This window comes from Rathayibacter sp. VKM Ac-2805, from assembly GCF_009834265.1.
Taxonomy (GTDB): Bacteria; Actinomycetota; Actinomycetes; order Actinomycetales; family Microbacteriaceae; genus Rathayibacter.
Genome location: NZ_CP047185.1, coordinates 2,833,677 through 2,855,156 on the forward strand (window position 1 = coordinate 2,833,677; position 21,480 = coordinate 2,855,156).

A 21,480-nucleotide genomic window follows, 5' to 3' on the forward strand; every position below is an offset into this window, starting at 1 on the left:
TCACCGAAAGAAATCCAAACCCCCGCAGGGAGGGCTCCGAACACATGTCAACGGCCGCGAAACGGTCCACACAGAACAGGTCCTCCGCATCACGTGGGGGCCGTCTCACGAAGGAGTAATCCCATGCGATCCACCAAGCGTTCCGCCCTCGCCGCATTCGCCCTGCTGGGCACCGCCGCCCTCGGCCTCACCGCCTGCTCGAGCGGAAGCGGCTCGACCACCGCCGCCAGCGACGCGGCGACCGAGATGTCGACCCCGATGGCCACCTCGTCGGCCTCCGCCTCCTCGACCCCCATGGCGACCATGGACCCGGCCGCGAACCTCGTCGGTCCCGGCTGTGCCGCCTACGCCGAGCAGGTCCCGGACGGCGCCGGCTCGGTCGAGGGCATGTCGCTCGACCCCGTCGCGACCGCCGCGTCGAACAACCCGCTGCTCACCACCCTGACCGCTGCGGTCTCCGGTGGCCTCAACCCCGACGTCAACCTCGTCGACACGCTGAACAGCGGCGAGTTCACCGTCTTCGCCCCGGTCGACGACGCGTTCGCCAAGCTCGACGCCGCGACCGTCGACTCCCTCAAGACCCCCGAGGGCGCCGCCACGCTGTCCTCGATCCTGACCTACCACGTCGTCCCCGGCCAGATCGCCCCTGACGCGATCGCCGGCGACCACGCCACCGTCCAGGGTGGCAACCTCACCGTCACCGGTTCCGGCGACGACCTGAAGGTCAACGACGCGTCCGTCATCTGCGGTGGCGTCCAGACCGCCAACGCGACCGTCTACCTCATCGACACCGTGCTGACCCCCCCGGCCAGCTGATTCCCCTCACCGGCTCCGGCCGGTGAACACGCCGAAGGGCGGGCACCTCGCGGTGTCCGCCCTTCGGCGTTCGTGCGTGCAGAAGCCCTCCGCGAAGCCGGGCACTGCAGAGCCGTCCAGCACAGAGCCGTCCAGCACAGAGTCGCGCAACGCAGCGCCGCCCCACGGGAAGCGGTACAGCGCGGAGCCCTGCGCAGTGCGGAGTCGGAGGGTCACCACGACCCGGCACTCGCCGTCACGCCGCACCACAGCACCCACCACGAAAGACGACGAGGCGCGGACCCCGATGCAGGGGTCCGCGCCTCGTCGTCGTGCGGTCGGCGGCTACTCGGCCGGGGCGCTGATCTCGCGCAGGACGCGGTCGCCGGGGCGGGCCTCGATCATCTCGGCCTCGATCTCGGCACGGTCGAGCAGTTCCTCCATGCGGCGGCGGCGGTTGCGCGTGATGAGCGTCACGACCGTGCCCGTCTTGCCCGCGCGGCCGGTGCGGCCGGAGCGGTGGAGGTACGTCTTGTACTCGTCGGGAGCGTCGGCCTGGATCACCAGGTCGATGTCGTCGACGTGGATGCCGCGCGCGGCCACGTCGGTCGCGACCAGCACGTCCACGCGTCCGCTGGTGAGCAGCGCGAGGTTGCGGGTGCGGCGCGACTGGTTGAGGTCGCCGTGGAGGCTCGTCGCGGGGATGTCCGCGTGGTCGAGCTGCTCCGCGAGCTGCTCCGCGAACGCGCGGGTCCGGGCGAAGATCAGCGTCTTGCCCTGGCGGGCGGCGAGCTGCTCGATGATCTCGGCCTTGTCGCGGTGCTCGATCAGGAGCACGCGGTGGTCGATGGTCGAGGACGCCTGGTCCTCGCCGGCGACCTCGTGGACGCTCGGCTCGACCAGGAACTCGTCGACGAGCGTCGCGACGCCCTTGTCGAGCGTGGCCGAGAACAGCAGCCGCTGGCCGCCGTCGGCGGTCTGACGGAGGATGCGCTGCACGGGCTCGAGGAAGCCGAGGTCGCACATGTGGTCGGCCTCGTCGAGCACCGTGATGGTGATGTTCGAGAGGTCGAGGCGGCCCTGCTCGACGAGGTCCTCGAGGCGGCCCGGCGTCGCGATGACGATGTCGACTCCGCGCTGGAGGGCTCCGACCTGCTTGTACTGGGGGACGCCGCCGTAGATGGTCGTCGTGAACAGGCCGACGGAGCGGGCGATCGGCTGGATCGTCCGGTCGATCTGCATGGCGAGCTCGCGGGTCGGCGCGAGGATGAGCGCGCGCGGAGCGCGGCCCGGCTTGCGGCCCTTCGCTCCGTTGTTCTCCATCAGGCGCTCGACGACGGGGGCGCCGAAGGCGATGGTCTTGCCGGAGCCGGTCTTGCCGCGTCCGAGGACGTCCTTGCCGGCGAGCACCTCGGGGATGGTCGCGGCCTGGATCGGGAACGGCGCGGCCGCTCCGAGCTCGGTCAGCATCCGGACGATGTTCCCGCCCAGGCCGAGGTCGCCGAAGGTGACGCCCTCGACGTCGACGGCGAGCGTGGCGGTCGCCTCGAGGCGCTCGAGCACGACGTCGTCGGCCTGGTGCGGCGCACGGGCGTCGCGGCTGGGGTAGAAGTCCGAGCCGGAGTCGCGGCGCGAGGGCCGGGAGTCGCGGTCGAACGAGCGGGTCGGGCGGTCGCCGCGGTCGTGGCCGCGCGAGGGGCGCGCGTCCCGGTCGAAGGAGCGGGCCGGACGGTCGCTGCGGTCGAACGAGCGGGCGGGACGCTCGGTGCGGTCGTAGCCGCGCGAGGGGCGCTCGTCGCGGTCGCCGGCGCGGGCCGGACGGTCGTCGCGTCCGTAGGAGCGGGCCGGACGATCGTCGCGGTCGTTCGAGCGGGCCGGACGCGCATCGCGGTCGAAGGAACGGGCCGGGCGGTCGCTCCGGTCGAAGGAACGCGCCGGACGCTCATCGCGCCCGTAGGAACGCGCCGGACGATCGTCGCGATCGTTCGAGCGGGCCGGACGCGCATCGCGGTCGAAGGAACGAGCCGGACGGTCACTGCGGTCGAAGGAACGCGCCGGACGCTCATCGCGATCGTTCGAGCGGGCCGGGCGTGCGTCGCGGTCGTACCCGCGGGCCGGACGCTCGTCACGGTCGTTCGAGCGGGCCGGACGCGCGTCGCGGTCGTAGCCGCGCGAGGGCCGCGCGTCGCGGTCGTAGCCGCGCGAGGGCCGCTCGTCGCGGTCGTTCCCGCGGGCGGGCCGATCGGCGCGCTCGGTGGCCCGCTCGGCGCGCTCGTCGGCGTTCCAGCGCGCCTTCTTGGGGGCGTTCTCGTCGACGGCGCGGAAGCCGCGGTGGCCCTCGCTGCGCGAGCCCGGCTTGGCGCCGGGGAAGCGCGAGCGGCCGCCGAGCTGGGACTTGCCGCTCGAGGCGCCGAAGCGGTTGGGCTCGAAGTTCTTGGCCGGACGTCCGCCGGCGGGCTTCTTGTTCTTGGGCATGGCAGTTCTTCCTGGGTTCAGGTCGTGCGCGAGGAGGCGACGCCGGAGGAGCCCCGTCGTGAGGGGCGTCCGTGCGCTGGACTGCTGCGGGGCAGCAGGGGGAGAACCCGGGCGAGTCATTGACCGGGGCCGATTCACACATGTGATTCGTCTCACGACGACTGTCGGAGACTCGGCCCACTTGACTAACAAACCCATCCGCACGAGAACGCACGGTGTCAAGAGCCGACCGAGCGAGTCTACACGCGGCCCCGGAGCCTGGCTAGGGCGGGGAGACGTGCGGCCAGGAGCCGCTCAGGTCGGGAGCCGCGAAGCCTAGGAGCCGCGAAGCCCGGGAGTCGCGCACCTCCGCGACCGGTCCCCCGCGGAGTCGCCCCGCATACAGCCCCCCGGCCCCGAGCCGCAGCACGATCGACGCGCGCCCGCGCGCAACTACCGCCCGTCCGCTACTGCGACGCCCGCCGAGCCCGGTACGCGGCCACGTTCGCGCGATTGCCGCAGTTGCCCGTGTCGCAGTAGCGCTTCGAGCGGTTGCGGGAGAAGTCCACGAGCACCGCCTCGCAGTCCTCCGCCGCGCAGACGCGGATCCGCTCGCGCTCGTCGCCGCGGATCACGTCGACGAACGCCATGGCGGCCTCGACCAGGATGCGCGTGGCGAGCGGGCTCTCGTCGCGCGTCGCGTGGAGGTGCCAGCCGTAGGGTCCGTGCCGGACCAGCTGCGGGAGCGCGCGGCCGGAGTCGAGCATCCCGTTGACGACGGGGACGAGGTCCTCCTCGGCCCGCGTGAGCCAGAGGGTGCGGAGGGAGGAGCGGATCGCCCGCACGGCCTCCAGCTCCTCGGTCGATCCGTCGCGGCTGCCCGTGTACCGGTTCTCGAGGAGGAAGTCGTCCAGCTGCTCGATCGTCGCCATCTCGTCCTCGCCGGACGGCGACAGCTCGGGGAGCGTGTTGACGAGGGTGGCGGTGGAGGTCAGTGACGCCTCGACGTCATAGGCGAACACCATGTTGACTCCTGACAGTGCGGCTCAGTAGTGTGCGATCAGCTCGCTGTCACGAGTGTAATCCTTTTGACTCCTGAAGGAGCCGAGCATGACCGCCGAGAGCACCGCCGCCGTCACCCTCCCCGCCGCGAGCGCGCCCGCGCCTGCACGGCGCCTCGGCTCGGGCCTCGTCGCGGCGCTGGCCGCGTCGGCGGCGTTCGGTCTGGGCGGGCCGTTCGTGAAGCCGCTCCTCGAGGCGGGCTGGACGCCGGCGTCCGCGGTCCTCTGGCGCGCGGGCGGCGCCGCCCTGATCCTCGCGATCCCGGCGGTCCTGTCCCTCCGCGGCCGCTGGCCCGTGCTCCGCCGCAACCTCGGCACGATCGCCCTCTACGGAGTCTTCGCCGTGATCGCCGCGCAGCTCTGCTTCTACAGCGCGATCGAGCACATGTCGGTCGGCGTCGCCCTGCTGATCGAGTACCTCGCGCCGGTGTTCCTCGTCCTCCTCGCCTGGGCGCGCACCCGCCGGCACCCCGGCCGCTTCACCCTCGCCGGCTCCGCTCTCGCGCTCGGCGGCCTGGTGCTCGTGCTCGACCTGTCCGGCGAGTCGACGCCCGAGCTGGTCGGCATCGCCTGGGCGCTGACCGCCTCGCTCGGCCTGTGCGTCTACTACGTCATCGCCGGCCGGGTGGATCCGGAGCTGCCGCCGATCGCGCTCACGGCGGGGGCGATGACGGTCGGCGCCGCGATCCTGCTGGCACTCGGGGCGCTCGGCGTCACACCGCTGCGCGCGACGTTCGGAGAGGTGGTGTTCGTCGGAGCGGAGGTCAGCTGGCTCCTCCCCGCGGGCGTGATCCTCGGCATGTCGACCGTGCTGGCGTATCTGCTCGGGATCGAGGGCGGACGCCGCCTCGGCACGCGGATCGCCTCCTTCGTCGGGCTGACGGAGGTGCTGTTCTCGATCGCGGCCGCATGGCTGATCCTCGGCGAGCTGCCCGCGCCGATCCAGTTCGGCGGCGGCGCGCTGATCCTCGCGGGGGTCGTCCTGGTCCGGCTGCAGCGCGAGCCCGGCACCCCCTGATCGCGGGGGTGCCGCATCCGGGGCGCCGGGCACCCCGTACGCTGATCGCACTCATGCGCGAGCCCACCCGATCCCCGCGACGCGTCGCCGCGGTCCTGGCCGCCCTCGCACTCCTCCTCTCGGGCTGCGCGAGCACCACTCCCGTCTCGGAGCCGGTGGCGCAGGCGCTCGGAGCGGCACCCGCACCCGACTGGTCCGGCGTGAGCGTGACGGCCGACGTCGTCTACGACGCGAGCACTGGGCAGAGCGCCGACGTCTGCTCCTCCCCTGCCCCGTCGGCGGAGCCGCGGCCCGCCGTCCTCGTCGTGCACGGCGGCAGCTGGGCCCGTGGAGGCAAGGCCGACGCGAACTGGCGTCCGATCTGCCAGTGGCTCGGATCGGAGGGGTTCGTCGCCGTCTCGGTCGACTACCGCCTCGCGCCCGCCGCCGTGTTCCCCGCGCAGCTCGACGATGTGACGGCCGCCCTCGACTGGCTGCTCGAGCCGGAGCAGACCGCGCGCTTCGGCATCGATCCGGAGCGGGTGGCGGCCTTCGGCGGCTCGGCCGGCGGCAACCTCGCCTCTCTGCTCGGCACGCTGCCGGCGACCTCGTCGCACCTGGCCGCCGTGGTCGACCTGAGCGGCCCCTCCGATCTCAGCGCCGCCGGCCTCGCCGACGACGACCCGGTTGTCGGAGTCGCGGCCGCCGTGCGCAGCTACCTCGACTGCGCGGACCTCGCCTCCTGCCCCTCCGCGACCGCCGCCTCGCCCCTCGCGCAGGTGGACGGCTCCGAGCCGCCGTTCCTCATCGCGCACGCGGCGCACGAACGGGTCGCGCTCAGCCAGTCGACCCGCTTCGCCGAGGCGCTGCGCGGAGCGGGCTCGAGGGTCGACCTCCTCGTCCTCCCCGGCTCGCTGCACTCGATCGCGCTCCTCGACGACGCTCTGCGTGCTCGGGTCGTCGAGTTCCTTCGCGCCCACCTGGGCTCGTGAGCGGAGTCGTCGTCCGCCTCGAGGACGCAGCCGGAGCGGAGGGCCTCCTCGCCGCGGTCCCACCCCCGCACGCCCGCGTCCTGATCGCCCGGATCGACGGGGCGGCGGCCGGCGTGCTGGTGCTCGCTCCCGGCCCGGACGACTTCGCCGAGGTGCTGGAGCTCGTGGTCGCCTCCGTCCACCGGCGCACGGGAGTCGCCCGACGGCTCGTCGCGGCGGCGGAGTCGTGGGCGCGGGTGCAGCGGATCCGCACGCTGCGCCTGGCCGCCGCGCCGGAGCTCGCCCCGGCGGCCGGGGCGCTCGGCTTCACGGCGATCGACGGCTTCGGAGCCCACGTCGGCGACGACGCGGTGCTCTGCTTCGCGCGTCCGGTCTGAGCAGCGCCCGCTCCGATCCGTGTGCCGCTCCCGAGAGGCGGCCCCGCCTCGTCCGGCGCGCACCCCCGCCGTCAGTCGATCGAGCAGCCCGGCTCGTCCGACAGCGCCCGCTGGATCCGGGCGCGGTGCTCGTCCGACATCGGCGGCAGCGCGTCGGGCGCGAACCAGCCGACCTCGGTCGACTCGTCGTCCGCGACGTGGGCCTCCCCCGAGATCCAGCGGCAGCGCACCACGTGGTCGAGGTACTGCGAGCGGTCCCCGTTGGGGTACTGCATCGGCGGCAGGGTGTGCACCTGCACGAGGCGCTCGACCTCGATCTCGACGCCCGCCTCCTCCTGCGCCTCGCGGCGGGCGGTGCCGGCGACGGTCTCGCCCGGGTCGATGATCCCGGTGACGGCCGTCCAGGCGCCGGTGTCGGCGCGCCGGACGAGCAGGACCTCGAGCGCCGGCTCCTCCCGGAGGATCACCGCGGTCACGCCGGTGAGCCAGAGCAGCTCGGTCCCGATCCGCTCGCGCAGTCGCAGCACGAAGTCGGGAGTCGCCATCAGTGCTCTTCGGGTCGGAAGTCGAACGCGACGATGCCGGCCGTGTCGACGAACGGCCCGACGAACTCCTTGAACGCGTCGTGCGCCGGATCCCAGTGCGCGGGGTCCTCGACGGCCGGCCGGCCCAGGTAGTAGTGCAGGTCGCCCTCGGAGGAGAAGGTCAGCAGGAACGCGCGGTCGAAGCCCTCGCCCGCGCCCTCGATGCTCAGCTGCGGCCCCGTCTCGATCGACTCGATGTAGGTCCGTCCGTCGCGGACGCACTCGTCGGCCAGGGCGAGGAAGCGGCGGGTGACCTCGTCCGCCTCGGCGACCAGCGCCGTCGGGCGGAAGCGGATCAGGACGAGGTGCCGGAGCGTGCCCGGGCGGAAGTCGCGGGCGACGAAGCGCTCCGGACCGATCTCGTCGAGGACCGCGGTGGCGCGCTCCGGGCCGCTGCGCCAGCGCGAGCCGACCGTCTCGGCCGCATCCCTGATGTCCGTCATGCCGACGCCTTCCCGGCGCGGGCGGCACGCCGCCGCTCACGATACCCCTCGACCAGGTTGTAGACGACGGGCAGGACCACGAGGGTCAGCACCGTCGAGGACACCAGGCCGCCGATCACGACGATCGCCAGCGGCTGCGAGATGAAGCCGCCGTGGCCCGTGATCCCCAGCGCCATCGGCAGGAGGGCGAAGATCGTCGCGAGGGCGGTCATCAGGATGGGCCGGAGCCGCCGCTCGGTGCCGTGCAGCAGCGCCTCCCGCACCGGCATCCCGCGGTCGCGGTACTGGTTCACCAGGTCCACGAGCACGATCGCGTTGGTGACGACGATGCCGATCAGCATCAGCACGCCGATCAGGGACGGCACGCCCAGCGGCACGCCGGTGATCACCTGCAGGAGGATCGCGCCGGTCGCCGCGAACGGCACGGACACGAGCAGGAGCAGCGGCTGCAGGAGCGAGCGGAACGTCGCCACCATCACGACGTAGACGATCAGGATCGCGACCAGCAGCGCGATGCCCAGCTGCGAGAACGCGTCGGCCTGGTCGGCGGTCACTCCGCCGAGGGAGGCATCGACACCGGCCGGAAGCGCCGTCGCGTCGATCGCGTTCTGCACGGCGACGTTGGCCGAGGCGAGGTCGTCGCCCTCGGGGGTGACGGTGATGGTCGCGGTGCGCTGCCCGCGCTCGGTGGTGATGCTCGCCGGACCGTCCGTCTGCTCGACCGCCGCGAGGGTGGAGAGCGCGACGGCGCCGGTGAGGGTCGGCACCTCGAGGTTCCGCAGCTCGTCCACGGTGGCCGGCGGCTGCCCGTCGGCCAGGTAGATCGAGAGGGTGCGGTCGTCGATCACGACGCTGCCGACCTGGCTGGGCTGGAGCGCCTGGCTGACGATCGTGCCCACGGCGACCTCGCTGAGACCCGCCCGGGCCGCGGCGTCGCGGTCGACCCGCACCGCGATGTAGGGCAGCGAGGAGGAGAGGTTGCTCTCGGCCTGGCTGATCCCGTCGGTCCCGCGCAGGGCCTCGAGGAGCTGGTCGCTCGCGCTCTGGAGGTCGCTCTGCGAGGCGGTCGAGAGGTCGACCTCGATGTCCGAGGAGGCGCCGAAGCCGGAGGAGGCGGCGACGCTGATGTCCTCGGCCGAGGCGACGCCCGACAGCGCGTCGCGGACGTCCGCCTGCACGGCCTCCTGGTCGGCCGACTCGTCGGTGGTGACGGAGTAGCGGATCGAGGTGCCGCCGCCGCCTCCCCCGCCGAACGCGCTCTGCAGGCCGCCGGAGGAGCCGACGGTGAGCTGGACGGTCTCGACGCCGCCGACGCCGAGGATCGCCGTGCTCGCCTGCTGCGCCGTCGCGTCCTGCGCGTCGAGGCTCTGGCCGACGGGGACCGTCTGGGTGACGGTGAAGGTGTCCTGCCCGCTGGAGCCGAGGAAGTTCGTCTTCATCAGCGGATACAGCGCACCGGTCCCGACGAGCACGAGCAGCGCCAGGAGGACGGTGACGACCGAGTGCTTCAGCGTCCAGTGGATGATCGGGCCGTACACCGACTGCAGCCCGCGCGCCCGCCGGGGAGCGGCGTGGGCGCCGTGGTGCGGGGCCTCCTCCACCGGCGCAGCGGTGTCGGCCGGGACGCCCGAGGCGGGTGCCCCTCCGGCCGCCGCGCGCTCCTCCGCGAGCGCCGCCTGCGCGGCCTGGCGCACAGCCGGCCGCTTCGAGGGGCGGAGGAACCAGTAGGCGAGCACCGGCACGATCGTCAGCGCCACCACGAGGGAGGCGAGCAGGGCGATCGACACGGTCAGCGCGAAGGGCCGGAACAGCTCGCCCGTGGTGCCGCCGACGAACGAGATCGGCAGGAACACCGCGACCGTGGTGATCGTGGAGGCGGTGATCGCGCCGGCGACCTCGCGGACGGCGACCGCGATGGTCCGGGCCCGGTCCTCACCCGCGTCGAGGTGCCGCTTGATGTTCTCGATCACGACGATGGAGTCGTCGACCACACGGCCGATCGCGATGGTGAGCGCGCCGAGGGTCAGGATGTTGAGGGTGTAGCCGGCCGTCTGCAGGCCGATGAAGGTGATCAGCACCGAGGTCGGGATCGAGATGGCCGTGACCAGGGTCGAGCGCACCGACAGCAGGAACAGCAGGATCACCAGCACGGCGAAGACGAGGCCGAGCGCCCCCTCCTGCGCGAGCGACGCGATCGACTCCTGGATGTAGGGCGCCTGGTCGAAGACCGGGGTGAAGGCGGCGTTGTCGCCGATCGACTCCTCGAGGTCCGGGAGCAGCGCGGCCACGCCGGTCGACACGTCGACGGTGTTCGCGGCGGGGAGCTTGGTGATCGAGAGGGTCAGGGCGGGCTGGCCGTTGACGCGCGAGATCGAGGTGACGGGGGCGTCGGTGACGGCGACCGTCGCGACGGAGCCGAGGGTGGTGACCGTCGGCTCCGCGGTCACGGCCGCGCCTCCCGCCGCCGCTCCGACGTCGGAGCCGCCGACCGAAGCGCCGGAGCCCGCGGAGGCACCCGCGCCCGCTGACGCACCGGCGCCGCCCGCACCCGCGGAGGCACCTGCGGACGGCAGCAGCGGCAGCGCCGCGATCGCGTCGGTCGAGTCGAGCTTGACGCCCGACTGCACCGAGAAGGTCGACCCGTCCTGGGTGATCTGTCCGCCCGCGACGAGCACGCCGTTCTGCTGCAGGGCCGAGCGGATGTCGCCGGTCGAGAGGCCGGCCGCGGCGAGCGCCGCGTCATCGGGAGTGATCGTGACGCGCTGGGCGGTCTCGCCGACGAGCGCCGCCTCGCGCACGCCCTCGACCTTCTCCAGGTCCGGGATGACCGTGGTGCGCAGGCGCTCGGCCAGCGCGTCCGCGTCGCCGTCGCTCGACACGGCGAGCTGCAGCACCGGCAGGTCGTCGAGGGAGCCGGTGACCACCTGCGGGTCGACGCCGTCCGGGAGCGTGCTCTTGATCCGGTTGATCGCCTGCAGGATCTTCTGCTCGGCGGTGGCGAGGTCGGTGCCGTAGGTGAAGGACGCCGAGATGAGGGAGGAGTCCGTGGAGGACGTCGCGCTGGTCGTCTCGAGCCCCGGCACCCCCTGGATGGCGGTCTCGATCGGCGTCGAGACGTCGTCGTTGACCACCTCCGGAGCGGCGCCCGGGTAGGACGTGACGACGGCGAGCTGCGGGAAGGAGATCGACGGCGCGAGCTCCTGCTTGAGCCCGGTCAGGGCGACTCCGCCGAAGACGGCGATGACGACGGTGACGAGCGCGATGAGCGCCCGGTTCTTCATGCTGAGGACCGCGAGGAGATGCACCCTCCGAGTCTTCCATCAGCCGACTGAGTGTTGGGAGGGACGCGGCGTTCCGGGGCGCGCGACGGGGCGACCCGCGCCACCGGCCGGCCCGGACGCCCTCAGCCCAGGCGGACCTCCGCCGTCGACGACCCGACAGGGAGGCTCACTGCAGCGCCCGCCCCCGCGCTCGAGAGCGCGAAGTCCCCGGCGAAGGCCCGGACGCCGACGCGCCCCTCGGCGTCCGTCCGGAGCACCGTCGGCTCGAGCCACCAGTCCCCGCGGATCCGCGAGCGCAGCGCCTTGTAGGCCGGCTTCGGGCTCCCGTCGCGGCGGAGGAACCCGCCCGGCGCTCCGAGCCAGGCTCCGGCGTCGTCGAAGCCCCAGTAGGTGATCGCCTCGACCGCCGGATGCGCGACCAGCGTCTCGTAGTGCCGCACCATCTCGTCCGCCTGCCGTGCCTCCCCCTCCGGAGTGGTCGGCCAGTCCTCGACCACGTGGTCGTTGAGGTCCTCGATCTCGGCGGGCATCAGCTCGCCCGAGACGAGGGTGGTCTCGGTCCAGTGCAGCGGCAGACCGAAGCGCGCGAACCTGTCGCAGATCGCCGCGATCTGCTCCTCCCCGCGGAACCCCTGGTGCATGTGCGACTGCAGGCCGATCGCATCGGGCCGGATCCCGGCCTCGAGCACGTCCTCGATCAGCCGCTCGTACTCGGGCCCGAGGTCGAAGTCGTTCAGCACGAGCACCGGTCCGGTGCCGAGGCTGCGCGCCTCCGAGAAGGCCAGCTCGACCATGCCGACGCGTCCCTTCTCGCGGGCGAGGCGTGTGACGGCGTTCGTCACGCCGTCCGGCTCGTTCGCGAAGCGCGGCATGATGACGACCTCGTTGATCGCGTCCCAGGTGTCGATCAGCCCGGCGAAGGCGCCCACCCCCCGGCGGATGCGCGCGCGGAGGAGCTGCTCGGCCTCGTCCAGCGGCAGCGCGTCGAGCCACTCCGGCTTCACGTAGTGCCAGACCAGCGGGTGCCCCTTCAGCCGGACGCCGTCCGCGGCGAGCGCGCGCGCCTCGGCGAGCACCTCCTCCGTCGCGGTGCGGCCGCGCTCCGGCTCGAAGCGGCCCCAGTAGACGGGGAGCGTCGCCGTGTCGAACAGGTCGAGCCAGAGCCGGCGCTCCTCGGCGCGGGCGGGGTCGGTGCTCGGAGGAGTGCAGCCGAAGGCGAAGGCGTGGCGGCGCTGCTCGACCGTCACGTCGGCGTGGGCGAGCGGAGCGCCGTCGGCGCCGAGGACGGTGACGAGGGCGTCGGCGAGACGGGGGCTGAAGTCGGTCATGCGGGGCCTCTCAGGCGGGGTGGCGCTCGTCGAGCGCCGTGTACTCGGATCGGGTGAGCGGGAGGACCGCTCCGTGCTTGGTGTCCTCGGGCAGGTCGAACTCCTCCGCGAGCTCCCAGCGGCCCGAGGCCGGGTCGGTGCTCGTGTAGGCGCGGTAGCCGTAGGGGCGGAGGGCGTACTGGTCGACCCAGAGCGACCAGCGCTCCTCGCGGTGGTGCCGGAAGACCAGCGGCCCCTCGATGCTCGGGCCGAGCTCCTGCCCGATCCCCCGGGCGACGGTGGCGAAGTCGTCCGCGAGGAGGGAGGAGCCGACCTGCTGGAACACCTGCATCGTGTCGGGGGCCTCGTCGTGCTGCTTGGCGAAGCGGTGGACGGCCGTGCCCTCGATCAGCAGCGTCATGTCGATCACTCCGCCGGGCAGCCGCAGGTAGGTCTCGGGCTCGGCGAACGTGCGGAAGTCGCGCGTGCGGGCGAGCAGGATGCGGCTGCCGCCCGTCTCGCCGGTGGCGGGGTCGCCGTCCTCGGCCAGGCCGGAGGACCAGTGCACGAGGAAGTCGCCCGAGACCGGGTCGTAGACCGACTCCGGCGCCCAGGCCATGCCCGCGCCCTCGGGAGCGACGGCGACCGCGCGCGGCTCGGACCACTCGAGGAGGTCCGGGGAGTCCCAGACCACGAGGTCGCGGCTCCCCCGGTGCCGGTAGAGGTCCCAGTCCGGGCCCTCGGGCCGCCAGACGCGGAGATCGGTGGCGACGAGGTGGAAGCCCCGCGGCCCGCGGACGATGTGGGGGTCGCGGACGCCGCCCGTGCCGCCGGTCCACTCCAGCACCGGCCCGAGCGCTCGCCAGCGCAGCGGATCGTCGCCCCGGCTGAGCGAGAGGAAGATCTTCTCGCTGTGGCCGGTCCGGTCCTCCATGAAGTGGACCAGCAGGTAGCCGTACCCGTCGCTCATGAGAGAACGATCTCACACGCCCGGCAGGCACTCCACCTCAGACCACGTCGGCGAGGTACCCCGGGTCGGCCGCCGGGTGCCGGGCGACCTGCGCCCAGGCCGTCGCGAGCGCCTCCACGGCCCGATCGGTCGCCTCGGGCGAGTAGCCGATCGGGATGCGGAGGAAGCGCTCGAAGGCGCCGTCGATCCCGAAGCGCGGGCCCGCGGTGATCAGCAGGCCCGCCGTCCGGGCGGCGAGCGCCAGCTGCGAGCTCGCCGGCCGGCCCAGCCCCACCCAGGTGGAGAGGCCGCCCGAGACCCGCGGCACGCTCCACTCCGGGATCGCGCGCGCCAGGGCCGCCTCGAGGTGGTCGCGGCCGGCGCGCAGCTGCGAGCGCCGCAGCTCCAGCACGCCGTCCATCCGGCCGAGCATGTCCGCGACCAGGAGCTGCTCCAGGATCGGCGTGCCGAGGTCGCTCGCCGAGCGCGCCAGCGCCAGCTTGCGGATCACCGCCCGCTCGGCGCGGATCCAGCCGATCCGGATGCCGCCCCACAGTGTCTTGCCGACGGAGCCGATCGAGAGCACCGTCCCCTCGGTCCCGTAGGCGGCGAACGGCAGCGGCGACATCCGCCGGTCGATGTCGAGCTCGGCCGTCGTCTCGTCGGCGATGATCAGGGTCCCCTGCCGGGCCGCGGCGGCGATCGCCCGCTCCCGCAGCTCGGGGGCCATGGAGCGGCCGGTCGGGTTGTGGAAGTCGGGCATCAGGTAGGCCAGGCTCGGGCTCGTGCCGCGCAGCGCGGCGATCAGGCCCTCTCCGTCCCAGCCCTCCGCCCCGTCGACGTTCACCGGCACGAGCCGCGCGCCGGCCAGCCGGAGGGCCTCGTAGGCGTGCGGGTAGGTCGGGGCCTCGATCAGCGCCCGGTCACCCCTCGCGAGCAGGGTGCGGGCGACGAGCGCGATCGCGTGCTGCGCGCCGATGGTCACCATGATCTGGCCGGGCTCGGTGCGCAGACCCCGCGCGGTGTAGCGCTCGGCGATCGCGCGGCGCAGCACCGGCAGGCCGACGGTGTCGTAGGAGCCGGAGTCGAAGTGCTCGGGGGCCGCCTGCGCCGCGCGGGTGTACGCCTCGGCCAGCTCGGGGACGGCGGGCAGGGCCGCCTTGGTGAAGTCGAGGAAGTCCGGCGCGAGCGAGGGCACCGCGTGCACGGCCGCTCCCGGCAGGCGGGTGACGCTGCCGGAGCCGCGCACGCTGACGAGGTAGCCGCTGTCGCGCAGCTCGCGGTACGCGGCGGCCACGGTCGTGCGGCTGACGCCGAGGCGGGCCGAGAGCTCGCGCTCGGCGGGCAGGCGGCTGCCCGCGGGGATGCGGCCGTCGATCCCGAGGAGGCGGATCCGATCGGCCAGCGCGAGGTAGGCGGGCCGGGTGCCGCGCTGCTCGCGCCAGTCGCCGAGGAGGGTCTGCAGGGCGCGCGCGCCGAAGTGGACATCAGCCATGCGTCCAAGGTAGCCGGATTGGACCGCGCGAAGAAGGCCAATGTCGCGCTGTGATGAGTCCATGACCCTCACCGCTCCCGTTGCCGCCGCCGCTCCCCCAGCGGGCCAGTGGCGCCTCCGACCCGTGCCGCGCCTGCTGATGGGCCTGATCCTCTACGGATTCGCCGACGCGATGATGATCCGCGCGGCGATCGGCGTGGACCCGTGGACCGTCTTCGCCCAGGGGGTCGCGCACCAGACCGGGCTCGGGATCGGACTGCTCACGAACGTGATCGGCCTGCTCGTCCTGCTGCTGTGGATCCCCCTCCGGCAGCGGCCCGGCCTCGGCACCGTGCTGAACGTGCTCGTGGTCGGCACGATGATCGATGTCGGGCTGCGCGTGCTGGCGACGCCGGACGAGTGGTGGGCCCGCGGCCTGCTCTTCGCCGGAGGCCTCGTGCTTCTGGCGGTCGCGAGCGGGATCTACATCGGCGCCCACCTCGGTCCGGGGCCCCGCGACGGACTGATGCTGGGCCTGCACACCCGCACGGGCCTGCCGATCTGGGTGGCGCGCTCGGGCGTCGAGCTCACGGTGCTGCTCATCGGCTGGGCCCTCGGCGGCGACGCCGGCCTCGGCACCCTCCTCTTCGCGGTGCTGATCGGGCCGCTCTGCTCGGTGACCCTGCCTCTGCTCGGGGTGCGGAGGCACTGACCCGCGGACGACGAAGGCCCCGCCTCCCGGACCGGTTCCGGGAGGCGGGGCCTTCGCGATCGGATCGGCTAGCGCTTGGCCGCGATCTCCGCGCGCATCCGCGACGCGTCGTCGGAGTCCTGGATCGAGGCGATCCCCTCGGTGATCGAGGTGCCCGACGCGGGGGCCTCGTGCTCGTCCGCTCCGCGCGTGGTCTCGTCGAAGGGCGAGCGCCCGCCGAGGACCTCGCGGACCTGCACCATGTCGATCTGCTTGGTCCAGGTGCCCACGAGAAGGGTGGCGACCGCGTTGCCGGTGAAGTTGGTGACCGCGCGGGCCTCGGACATGAAGCGGTCGATGCCGACGATCACGCCGACGCCGTTGACCAGGTCGGGACGGAAGGACTGGAGGCCGCCGGCCAGCGTGGCCAGGCCCGCTCCGGTGACGCCCGCGGCGCCCTTCGAGGCGATCATCATGAAGAGGAGGAGGCCGATCTGCTCCGGGATCGACATCGGCGCTCCGGTGGCCGAGGCGATGAACAGCGACGCCATCGTGAGGTAGATCGCCGTGCCGTCGAGGTTGAAGGAGTAGCCGGTGGGCACGGTGATGCCGACGACGGGCTTGGAGACGCCGAGGTGCTCCATCTTCGCGATCAGGCGGGGCAGCGCCGCCTCCGAGGAGGAGGTGCCGACGATCAGCAGGTACTCGCGGGCCAGGTACTTCATCAGCGAGAAGATGCTGACGCCGGTCACCAGGCGCAGCAGCAGGCCGAGGACGACGACCACGAAGATCGCGCAGGTGATGTAGAAGCCGATCATCAGGGTGGCGAGAGCGACGACCGCTCCCCAGCCGGTCTTGCCGACGACCGCGGCGATGGCGCCGAACGCGCCGATCGGGGCGACCCAGAGCACCATCGAGAGGATGCGGAAGACCAGGACCTGGAGCTGCTTGATCGCTCCGAGGATCGGCTGGCCCTTGGCGCCCATCTTCTGCAGCGCGAAGCCGACGAGCAGCGCGACGAAGAGGGTCTGCAGGATGCTGCCGTCCACGAGCGAGGAGAACAGCGAGACGGGGATGATCCCGAGGACGAAGTCGCTGGTGCTCTCGGCCTTGAGGTCGCTGGTGTCGTAGGTGGCGCTCGAGATGTCGAGGCCCTCGCCCGGGTGCAGGATGTTGCCGACGACGAGGCCGATCGCCAGGGCGAAGGTCGACATCACGATGAAGTAGCCCAGCGCGAGTCCGCCGACCTTGCCGACCGTGGCGGCCTTCGCGATGGAGCCGATGCCGATGACGATGGTGCAGAAGATGATCGGCGCGATCATCATCTTGATCAGTCCGACGAAGGCCTTGCCGACGGGCTCGAGCGTCGCCGCGAAGGCGGGAGCGACGAGTCCGACCACGACGCCGGCGACCACGGCGATGATGACGGCGATGTAGAGCCAGTGGTTCCGGTCGATGCGCCGCCGGGTCTTCGGAGGGGTGACCGCGGGGATCAGCCGGTCGGCCGGCGTCTGAGGCGTCTTCGCCATGGGGTGTCCTTCTCTTCGTCGAGGTGAGGGGGTAGGACGATGGTGGCCCCGCCTCCGGAGCCCGGCACGGTTGCGTTCATACTGTTCACGGCGGGGCGCCCCGAGCGCTCGCTCACGAGGGAGTGGCATGGTCAGGACGCCGAGCGCACGCGGACCGCGCGGCAGCATCGCCGCGCGCCTGTTCGCCGTGCAGCTGCTGAGCATCCTGCTGATCGCCGCGGCGGCGGTCGCGGTGCTGGCCCTCGACGCGCGGAGCCGGGCGGGCGACGAGGCGGCGCAGCGGAGCCTCGTCGTGGCGCGCACAGTGGCCGACAATCCGTTCGTCCTCGAGTCGGCGGCGGGAGCGGATCCCTCCGCGAGCCTGCAGCCGTACGCCGAGGAGGTCATGCGGGACACCGGCGTCGACTTCCTCACGATCATGGCCCCCGACCGCACCCGGTACACCCACCGCGACCGCGACCGGATCGGCCTGCCGTTCCAGGGCACGATCGAGCCCGCGCTGGAGGGGCGGACCTTCACCGAGACGTACACCGGCACGCTCGGGCCCTCCGTCCGCGCCGTCGCGCCGATCGAGGACGCCGACGGCGCGGTCGTCGCGCTCGTGTCGGCGGGCGTCACGCTCTCGGCCGTGGACGCCTCCTTCGCCGCCCGCGTGCAGGTCGTCGCGTGGGGCGCGCTCGGCGCGGTCGCGCTCGGCGCGCTCGGCTCGTGGCTCCTCGCCCGCTACCTGAGGCGGGTCACGGGCGGGCGGGGCCCGGAGCAGATGAGCCAGGTCTTCGCCTACTACGAGTCCGTCCTGCACTCGGTGCGGGAGGGGCTGCTGCTGGTCGACGACCGCGGCCGACTGGTGCTCGCCAACGACCACGCGCTGGAGCTGCTCGGGCTCGAGGGCGTGCGGACGCCGGTGCCGGTCGCCGAGCTCGACCTCCCCGGCGCCCTGCGCGAGCTGCTGCAGGACGACGAGCCCGTCTCGGACCGCCTGGTCGTGGCCCGCGAGCGGATCCTCGTGGTGAACGAGCGGCCCGCCGCCTCCCCCGGAGCCCGCCCCCTGGGCACGGTCGTCACGCTCCGGGACCGCACCGAGCTGCAGCGGGTGAGCGGCGAGCTGGAGTCGCTGCGCACCCTCTCGGACGCGCTGCGCTCGCAGACCCACGAGTTCTCGAACCGCCTGCACACCATCGCGTCGCTGATCGAGCTCGGCCGCCCCGACGAGGCGCTCGCGTTCGCCGCCGGCGAGCTGAACCTCAGCCAGCGCCTGGCCGACCGGGTCCTCGGCTCCGTGCAGGAGCCGGTGATCGCCGCCCTGCTGCTGGGCAAGGCCGCACAGGCCCGCGAGCGCGGCGTCGAGCTGCACTTCGAGACGCACCTCGAGCCCGGCACGCAGGGGCTGGAGCCCGGGGACCTCGTGACGGTGCTCGGCAATCTGATCGACAACGCCCTCGACGCGGCCGCCTCCTCCGCTCCGGACCGCGAGCCGTGGGTGGAGGTCTACCTCGGCCTCGCGGAGGGCGAGCTGGTGGTGCAGGTGTCGGACAGCGGCCCCGGAGTCGCGAGCGCCGCCGACGTCTTCGCGCGCGGCTACTCGACGAAGGAGTCGGACGGCTTCGGCCGCGGCATCGGCCTGGCGCTGGTGCAGCAGGTGGTGGAGCGCCTCGGCGGCTCGATCGAGGTCTCGCGCCACGTCGGCGCGGTGTTCACGGTGCAGCTGCCGCTGCCCGCGCGGGTGGCGTCGTGATCCGGGTGCTCGTCGTCGAGGACGAGCCGCTGACCGCGAGCGCCCACGCCGACTACGTCCGACGGGTCGACGGCTTCGAGGTGGCCGCGGTCGCCGGCAGCGGGGCGGAGGCGATCCGGGCCCTGCGCGCGGACCCGGGCATCGCGCTGATCCTGCTCGACATGAACCTGCCGGACATGGGCGGCCTCGACCTCTGCCGGGCCGTCCGGGCGGCGGGCCTGGACGTCGACGTCATCGCGATCACCGCCGTCCGCGACGCCGCGAACGTGCGCGCCTCCGTCGCCGCCGGCATCGTACAGTACCTGATCAAGCCGTTCGTCTTCAGCGCGTTCGCCGCCAAGCTCGCCAGCTACCGGTCGTACCGCGAGCGGATGCACGGCGCCGACGTCGCCAGCCAGCACGAGGTGGACGGGGCCTTCGCGGCGCTCCGCACCTCCAACGCCCCGGGTCTGGCGAAGGGGCTCTCGGCGCAGACCCTCGAGGCCGTCACCGCGCTGCTGGGCCCCGTCGGCCTCTCGGCGGCCGAGCTCGCCACCCGCCTCGACATCTCGCGAGTGACGGCCCGCCGCTACCTCGAGCACCTCGCCGACTCCGGAGTCGCGGACCGCGCGCCCCGCTACGGCTCCCCCGGCCGCCCGGAACTGGAGTACCGCCGCCGCTGAGCGCGCGTCAGGCGGCCCGCAGTGCGGCGGCGATCTCCTCCTCGATCAGGTCGTGGTTGATCGCCGCGCCCACGCGCAGCCCGTCGGCGGACGAGGCGACGACCTGCGCCATCGGCTCGACCAGCGAGCCCGCGGCGAAGACCCCGGCGACGCCGGTCCGGCCCATCGGATCGACGGCGAGGTGCCGCGCGACTCCCGACGGATGGTCGGCGAGCTCGAGGCCGAGCCCCTCGGGGAGCCGCCCCTCGACCCGCGGGCCGACGACGAGCGCGTCGAGCTCGTGCCGCCGACCGTCGATCACCACGCCGACCAGGCGGTCGTCCTCGACGAGGACCTTCTCGACGCGGCCCGGCACGAGAGCGATCCCGCGGGCGGCCAGCGCCGCCGCCTCGTCCCCGGCGGGCGCGGGTGCGCCGTGGAGCAGGATCGACGTCCGGTCGCTGAGCTGCCGGAACATCTGCGCCTGGTGCCCGGCGAACGAGCTGCCGAGCACGCCGATCCGCCGGCCGCGCACCTCGAAGCCGTGGCAGTAGGGGCAGTGCAGGACGTCCCGTCCCCAGCGGGCGCCGAGCCCGGGGATCTCCGGCAGCAGGTCGCGGACGCCGGTCGCGAGCAGGAGGCGGCGCGCGCGGAGGACCGTGCCGTCGACGAGGGTCGCGGTCACGCCCTCGGCACCCGCGGAGGCGCGGACCGCCTCGCCCTCGACCACCCGGGCACCGTAGCCCTCGGCCTCGGCGCGCGCCAGGCGCACCAGCTCCGTGGGCGGGACGCCGTCGCGGGTCAGCACGTTGTGGGCACCGGGCGAGGGTGCGTTGCGTGGAGGTCCGCCGTCGACGACGAGGACGTCGCGGAGACTGCGGCCGAGGGCGGTGGCGGCGGCGAGGCCGGCGAAGGAGGCGCCGAGGATCAGGACGTCGGCGGGGGCGGGGGCGGACGGGCCGGTGGGGGCGTCGGTGGAGGTCATGGGTCGATGCTCCGCCGCCCCGGGGCGGGCCGCGAGGATCCGTGCTGTTCCGGCATGCGGCGCGACCGCACGTGCCAGGATGGCGTCGTGCCCGAGACCCCGCCCGCCCCGTCCGACGACGAGATCGTCGCCGCCGTCGGGCCACGGCTCCGGCGCCTGCGCACCCGCCGCGACCGCACGCTCGCGTCCCTCGCGGCCGAGACCGGCATCTCGGCGAGCACTCTCTCGCGCCTCGAGAGCGGCGGCCGCCGCGCGACGCTGGAGCTGCTCCTCCCGATCGCCCGCGCCCTCGGGGCGCCGCTCGACGAGCTCGTCGGCGCCGCGCCGGAGGATCCCCGCGTGCACGGGCGGCCGGTGCGCCGGAACGGCATGCTCATCCAGCCGCTCAGCCGCGACTCGGGCGCGCTCCAGGCGTTCAAGCACACGCTCCCGGCCGGGCCGGTGACGGAGCCGGCGGAGCAGCGCGCGCACGAGGGCTTCGAGTGGCTCTACGTGCTGAGCGGGCGGCTCCGCCTGCGGCTCGGCGAGCACGATCTGGTGCTGCCGGCCGGCGAGGCCGCCGAGTTCGACACCCGGGTGCCGCACTGGTTCGGCCGCGCCGACGAGCAGCAGGTCGAGTTCCTCAGCCTCTTCGGCCGCCAGGGCGAGCGGATGCACGTGCGCGCGTCAACGCGCCGCTGAGCGCGGTCACGCCTCGCCGAGCACCTCGCGCGCGAAGCCCTCGGTGCGCGCCCGCAGAGTCGCGATCCGCTGCGCTCGCGCCGCCTCGAGGTCGAAGCCGATGTAGGCCACCGACGGACGCCGCCGCACGTTCACCGAGCACTCGAAGCGGGAGCAGACGAGCGTGCCGAGCGAGTCCCCCGCCCGCCCGGCCGCTCCGGCCTTCCGCGCCCCGAAGAAGACGACGTCGTTCGGGAGCTGCACGTCGCGGCACCACGAGCACTGCGCCCGCGAGCGCGGCAGGGCGTCGGCCTGGGTGAGCAGGACCCCGACGAGGCGCTCCTCCAGCGGCACGACGACGTAGGCGCGGCGGCCCATCCTCCGGTCGCGCCACCCGAGATGGTCGATGACCGACCAGTCCAGCGCGTCGAAGTCCTTCGGCAGCGCGAGATCGGCGACCTCCTTGCGGGAGGCGTTGACGAAGGACTCGCGGATCTCGGTCTCGGTCAGTGGCTGCATAGCGCT

Annotated in this window: 19 protein-coding genes; 8 read left to right on the top strand and 11 right to left on the bottom strand. The window is 73.5% G+C overall.

Features of this window, described 5'->3' with window-relative positions; translation table 11 throughout:
* The first annotated feature begins 123 nt into the window (after positions 1-123).
* Positions 124-816: a fasciclin domain-containing protein gene (locus tag GSU40_RS13260; RefSeq protein ID WP_104223824.1), complete on the top strand. Its 693-nt coding sequence runs from the start codon at positions 124-126 to the stop codon at positions 814-816.
* A gap of 324 nt (positions 817-1,140) precedes the next feature.
* On the opposite strand, the gene GSU40_RS13265 is transcribed toward GSU40_RS13260, so the two are convergent.
* Complete coding sequence (locus tag GSU40_RS13265; RefSeq protein ID WP_160035263.1) at positions 1,141-3,270, bottom strand: DEAD/DEAH box helicase; 2,130 nt, start codon at positions 3,268-3,270, stop codon at positions 1,141-1,143.
* Between the two features lie 446 nt (positions 3,271-3,716).
* Entirely contained in the window at positions 3,717-4,274 is a 558-nt protein-coding gene (locus GSU40_RS13270) for a CGNR zinc finger domain-containing protein (RefSeq protein ID WP_104262740.1), read from the bottom strand.
* 85 nt (positions 4,275-4,359) lie between these two features.
* Here GSU40_RS13270 and GSU40_RS13275 point away from each other — a divergent pair, with 85 nt between their 5' ends.
* From GSU40_RS13275 to GSU40_RS13285, 3 genes are read left to right on the top strand one after another with little or no spacing between them, the layout of a single operon-like run.
* The gene (locus GSU40_RS13275) at positions 4,360-5,328 is read left to right on the top strand and encodes a DMT family transporter (RefSeq protein WP_104257663.1); all 969 of its coding nucleotides are present in this window, start codon (positions 4,360-4,362) and stop codon (positions 5,326-5,328) included.
* Between the two features lie 53 nt (positions 5,329-5,381).
* Positions 5,382-6,299 (top strand): alpha/beta hydrolase, encoded by a 918-nt coding sequence (locus tag GSU40_RS13280; protein WP_160035265.1) that lies wholly within the window; start codon positions 5,382-5,384, stop codon positions 6,297-6,299.
* A complete protein-coding gene (locus GSU40_RS13285; RefSeq protein ID WP_104273638.1) occupies positions 6,296-6,676 on the top strand; it encodes a GNAT family N-acetyltransferase in 381 nt (126 codons plus the stop codon). Before GSU40_RS13280 ends, GSU40_RS13285 begins: the two co-directional genes overlap by 4 nt.
* Positions 6,677-6,747: 71 nt before the next feature.
* Here the strand turns inward: GSU40_RS13285 and GSU40_RS13290 are convergent, their stop codons facing one another.
* The 6 genes from GSU40_RS13290 to GSU40_RS13315 form a co-directional block, all read right to left on the bottom strand.
* Positions 6,748-7,221 (bottom strand): NUDIX domain-containing protein, encoded by a 474-nt coding sequence (locus GSU40_RS13290; protein WP_104246894.1) that lies wholly within the window; start codon positions 7,219-7,221, stop codon positions 6,748-6,750.
* A complete protein-coding gene (locus tag GSU40_RS13295) occupies positions 7,221-7,703 on the bottom strand; it encodes a Dabb family protein (RefSeq protein WP_160035267.1) in 483 nt (160 codons plus the stop codon). The genes GSU40_RS13290 and GSU40_RS13295 overlap by 1 nt, the downstream gene beginning before the upstream one ends.
* Complete coding sequence (locus GSU40_RS13300; protein ID WP_160035269.1) at positions 7,700-11,008, bottom strand: efflux RND transporter permease subunit; 3,309 nt, start codon at positions 11,006-11,008, stop codon at positions 7,700-7,702. Before GSU40_RS13300 ends, GSU40_RS13295 begins: the two co-directional genes overlap by 4 nt.
* Before the next feature lie 98 nt (positions 11,009-11,106).
* On the bottom strand, positions 11,107-12,312 hold the full coding sequence (locus GSU40_RS13305) for an endo-1,4-beta-xylanase (protein WP_160035271.1): 1,206 nt from the start codon (positions 12,310-12,312) through the stop codon (positions 11,107-11,109).
* A gap of 10 nt (positions 12,313-12,322) precedes the next feature.
* Positions 12,323-13,261 (bottom strand): glycoside hydrolase family 43 protein, encoded by a 939-nt coding sequence (locus GSU40_RS13310; protein ID WP_160035273.1) that lies wholly within the window; start codon positions 13,259-13,261, stop codon positions 12,323-12,325.
* Positions 13,262-13,298: 37 nt separating this feature from the next.
* Complete coding sequence (locus tag GSU40_RS13315; RefSeq protein WP_160035275.1) at positions 13,299-14,735, bottom strand: PLP-dependent aminotransferase family protein; 1,437 nt, start codon at positions 14,733-14,735, stop codon at positions 13,299-13,301.
* A 139-nt stretch (positions 14,736-14,874) separates the two neighbouring features.
* On the opposite strand from GSU40_RS13315, the gene GSU40_RS13320 reads away from it, so the two are divergent.
* Entirely contained in the window at positions 14,875-15,426 is a 552-nt protein-coding gene (locus GSU40_RS13320; protein ID WP_160036235.1) for a hypothetical protein, read from the top strand.
* A 68-nt stretch (positions 15,427-15,494) separates the two neighbouring features.
* On the opposite strand, the gene GSU40_RS13325 is transcribed toward GSU40_RS13320, so the two are convergent.
* Positions 15,495-16,934 (bottom strand): cation:dicarboxylase symporter family transporter, encoded by a 1,440-nt coding sequence (locus GSU40_RS13325; protein ID WP_160035277.1) that lies wholly within the window; start codon positions 16,932-16,934, stop codon positions 15,495-15,497.
* 127 nt (positions 16,935-17,061) lie between these two features.
* Between GSU40_RS13325 and GSU40_RS13330 the strand changes: the two genes are divergently transcribed.
* Together GSU40_RS13330 and GSU40_RS13335 are read left to right on the top strand one after the other, a co-directional pair.
* A complete protein-coding gene (locus GSU40_RS13330; RefSeq protein ID WP_160035279.1) occupies positions 17,062-18,669 on the top strand; it encodes a sensor histidine kinase in 1,608 nt (535 codons plus the stop codon).
* On the top strand, positions 18,666-19,331 hold the full coding sequence (locus GSU40_RS13335; protein WP_104223809.1) for a response regulator: 666 nt from the start codon (positions 18,666-18,668) through the stop codon (positions 19,329-19,331). Before GSU40_RS13330 ends, GSU40_RS13335 begins: the two co-directional genes overlap by 4 nt.
* Positions 19,332-19,338: 7 nt before the next feature.
* Here GSU40_RS13335 and GSU40_RS13340 read toward each other — a convergent pair whose 3' ends face one another.
* Entirely contained in the window at positions 19,339-20,295 is a 957-nt protein-coding gene (locus GSU40_RS13340) for an NAD(P)/FAD-dependent oxidoreductase (protein WP_160035281.1), read from the bottom strand.
* An 87-nt stretch (positions 20,296-20,382) separates the two neighbouring features.
* On the opposite strand from GSU40_RS13340, the gene GSU40_RS13345 reads away from it, so the two are divergent.
* Positions 20,383-20,976 carry an XRE family transcriptional regulator gene (locus GSU40_RS13345; RefSeq protein ID WP_244229485.1) on the top strand — a complete coding sequence of 198 codons (594 nt, stop codon included), beginning with the start codon at positions 20,383-20,385 and terminating at the stop codon, positions 20,974-20,976.
* A 6-nt stretch (positions 20,977-20,982) separates the two neighbouring features.
* Here the strand turns inward: GSU40_RS13345 and GSU40_RS13350 are convergent, their stop codons facing one another.
* Positions 20,983-21,474, bottom strand: coding sequence for an FBP domain-containing protein (locus GSU40_RS13350; RefSeq protein ID WP_104222848.1), 492 nt, complete (start codon positions 21,472-21,474; stop codon positions 20,983-20,985).
* Positions 21,475-21,480: the final 6 nt, after the last annotated feature.